Source organism: Bradyrhizobium sp., from assembly GCF_049581145.1.
Lineage (GTDB): Bacteria > Pseudomonadota > Alphaproteobacteria > Rhizobiales > Xanthobacteraceae > Bradyrhizobium.
In genome coordinates, this window is record NZ_JBAURI010000957.1 from 1 (window position 1) to 3369 (window position 3369).

Consider the following 3369-nt stretch of genomic DNA (forward strand, 5'->3'; position numbering starts at 1 on the left):
CGCGCGCGCAGCGCGGGGTGGGGAGACAGGAGGCTGCATCGAACCAGACAGCTCCACCAGGCTCGGCAGGAATCCGGCCAGCGTCTTGCCGGCACCGGTCGGCGCGATCAGCAGCGCCGAGCGGGCCTCGCGGGCCTTTTCCAACAGCGCCAACTGATGCTCGCGCGGCGACCAGCCGCGCGAGACGAACCATTTCTGGAAACGCTCCGGCAACAGCGCAGGCGGCTTGGTCGAAGACTCTGGCAAAGGACGCGATGGCACGCCAGAACAGCTAAGTCCTCCAACCCGCTTCGTCGAGGGCACACCGACGTCGCGCGCGGTGAAATGCCGGCGCAGCATCACCCCGTCGCCCCCTCCCCACCACGTGCTACGCGCGTGGTCGAGGGGGAGAAACGATCGTGACAGAGCTTACTCCGTCACCGGCGAATCCGAGATGTCCCAGTCCTTGCCGTTGAAGATCGAGATGTAGAGCGTCTTCATCGGCGTGTAGTCGTCGGGCGTGTAGTCATAGGTCACGCCATCGAGGAAGAACGGCGAGTGGAAGCCGTGCAGGTTGGCGGCCTGCCGCAACACGCTGTCCCGCGTCAGGTCGTTGCCGCAGCGGCGCAGGATTTCCGCCATGGTCACGGCCTGGCCGTAGCCGGCATAGGCGATGGTGTTGTCGCGATCGACATTGGGCAGATATTTGGCGCGCAAGGCCTCGAACCGCATCACATCGGGATCGTTCTGCCAGCGCGGCACGCCGGCGTCCTTGGCGTAACGGATGGCGACGATGCCGGCGGCATTCTCAAAGCCGGCGGCACTGAGGATCGAGCGGCCGGTCGAGCCTGCGGACAATAATTGCAGCGGATTCCAGCCGAGCTCGGCGACCTTCCGGATCGACTGCGACGTCGCCTTGCCGGTGGTGATGTTGTAGAACACGTCGGCGCCCGATTTCGACAGATTGATCAGTTGCGAATCGACGGTCGGGTCGGAGAGATCATAGGTCTGCTCCATGATCACCTGGGCCTTGCCGCCGGCATCGCTGAGCACCTTCTTGAAGGGGCCGAGGAAATCACGGCCGAAATCGTCGTTCTGGTAGAGGATGCCGACCTTGGCGTCCGGCTTCACATTGACGACGTGGTGCGCGAGAATCCGCCCCTCGGTCGGATAGAGCGGCAGGCCCGCCATGGTCCATTTGTAGTTCTTCGGATCGTTCCATTTCGACGCGCCGGTGTTGAGCAGGAGCTGCGGGACGCCCTTGGCGTTGAGATATTTGTGCACGGCGGTCTGCGGCGCGGTACCAAGCGAGCCGAACAGCGCCAGCACCTCTTCCTGTTCCACCAGCCGCCGCGTCGCCTCGACGCATTTCGGCGCGCTATAGGCGTCGTCCAGCGTGAGGAAATTGATCTTGCGGCCATTGATGCCGCCCTGCTCGTTGAGCATCTGGAAATAGGCTTCGCCGACCCGGCCAAGCACGCCATAAAGCGAGCCTGGGCCGCTATGCGGCACGGTCTGGCCAAGCTTGATCTCAGTATCGCTCGCGCCGGGATCGTATTTCTGCTCGGAGGCCCTGGCGAAGGTGGTTGAAGCGAAAACGGTCGCGACCGCGGTGGCGCAGAATTGGCGCCTCGACTGCTGCTTGTTCATTTTATGTTTCTCCCTAGATCGCCGGCATTGTGCTGGCATCGGCGCGGGCTCGGCAAGGGCGAAGTTTGACATTGCGGCGCGGCGGCGCTGCGCCTTGCCGGGCGCGTAGCGACTGGACTCAAGTTCTGCACTTGGCCTTTGCAGTCAGGTTTTGGCCGCGACCGCGACCAGCCCGCGCACCGGGACATGGTCCTCGGTGCGCAGCGACGCTTGCTCGAGATGGGCGAGCGCCAGCCCTGCTGCAGCGATCGCGTCGCGCACGAACTTGGCGCCATGAGCATAGCGCAGGCCATGACCAATGATGACGCCCTCGCCATCATGGGTCTCGACGGTAAACGCCAGCAGGCCGTTGGCAGCGAGCACGCGCGCCGCTTCGACGATCACGGGCGCGGGATCGGCGACATAGACCATGGCGTCGGCGGCGAGGATGAGATCAGTACTTGCGTCGGGCTTGCCGCACAGCGCCTGCGCCATGTCGGCGATTTCGAGTTCGGCATAGCGCCCGGTGGCGCGCGCCTGCTCGATCATCCCGGGCGACAGATCGATGCCGGTGAAACGATCGACCTGCCTGGCGAAGGCCGAAGCCGCAAGTCCGGTGCCGCAGCCGAGATCGATGGCGTGCTTGAACAACGCGGGCTTTTTCTCCGCCGCACGCAGCGCCAGCACCGCCTTGAACAATAATTGCGGCGCGCGATAGCCGAGATCGCCGAGCAGCGCGGCCTCGAAGCGCGGCGCGTATTGATCGAACAGCGCCCGCACATAGCCATGCGGCATCGCCTGCAGCGGCTCCGCGCCCAACCGCATCAGCCGCACCGCCGCGCCATGACGATCGGCAGGATCGGCCTCGCGCGCCTTGCGAAACGCCGCGACCGCCGCGTCATGCTCGCCGAGCTGCTGGCGGATCTCGGCTAGCGTGAACCAGGCCGAGGCGAAGTTCGGCGCAAGCTCGGTCGCCTGCTCCAGCAGATCGGCGGCGGCCGCGCGATCGCCCTTCAATTGCAGATCGCGCGCGAATTCGAAGCGGCGGTCGGCGAGCAGATCGCCGGACGACAGGAACAAACGGGTGGGCATCAATCTCACATCGTCATTGCCAGGCAAGGGCGCGAGCGCGTCCTCTTGGAAGACCCGGCAATCCATCAAAACCGGATTCTTTGCAAGATGAATGCACGGGTCAAGCCCGCGCATGACATCTGATAGCGAGACCCCTGATAACCGGACACCTGATATTGGACGCCGCCCTGCCTATATCAGCCCGATGCGACCGCAAGACATCCTGACGCCCGTCTCCGCCGGGCTCTGCTGCAAGCAGGGCGGCTTTCACATCGATCCTGTGCGCCCGGTCGAGCGGGCCGTGATCACCCACGGCCATTCGGACCACGCCCGCGCCGGCCATGGCGCCGTGCTGGCGACGCAGGAGACGCTCGACATCATGCGGCTGCGCTACGGCGAGGATTTCGCGGGCAGTACCCAGGCGATCGGCTATGGCGAGGAGATCCGGCTCGGCGACGTCACGGTCAAGTTCCATCCCGCGGGCCATGTCTTGGGCTCGGCGCAGATCGCGGTCGGCTGCAAGGACATCTGCATCGTGGCCTCCGGCGACTACAAGGACGCGCCCGATCCAACCTGCGCGCCGTTCGAGCTGGTTCCCTGCGACGTCTTCATCACCGAGGCGACCTTTGGGCTGCCGGTATTCCGGCATGGGGACGCGGCCGACGAGGTCAAGAAGCTGTTGGCATCGGT

3 protein-coding genes and 1 pseudogene are annotated in these 3369 nt (G+C 65.0%); 1 reads left to right on the forward strand and 3 read right to left on the reverse strand.

The window, feature by feature from the left end:
• The 3 genes from WCB02_RS31155 to WCB02_RS31165 form a co-directional block, all read right to left on the reverse strand.
• Positions 1–339 (reverse strand): hypothetical protein (locus tag WCB02_RS31155; protein ID WP_423964156.1); only part of this gene is annotated, 339 nt, incomplete at its 3' end.
• Positions 340–408: 69 nt separating this feature from the next.
• Positions 409–1629 (reverse strand): ABC transporter substrate-binding protein, encoded by a 1221-nt coding sequence (locus WCB02_RS31160; RefSeq protein ID WP_423964158.1) that lies wholly within the window; start codon positions 1627–1629, stop codon positions 409–411.
• Positions 1630–1773: 144 nt separating this feature from the next.
• A complete protein-coding gene (locus tag WCB02_RS31165) occupies positions 1774–2700 on the reverse strand; it encodes a methyltransferase domain-containing protein (protein ID WP_423964160.1) in 927 nt (308 codons plus the stop codon).
• A 184-nt stretch (positions 2701–2884) separates the two neighbouring features.
• On the opposite strand from WCB02_RS31165, the pseudogene WCB02_RS31170 reads away from it, so the two are divergent.
• Positions 2885–3369, forward strand: a pseudogene (locus WCB02_RS31170) (ligase-associated DNA damage response exonuclease); the annotation flags it as partial.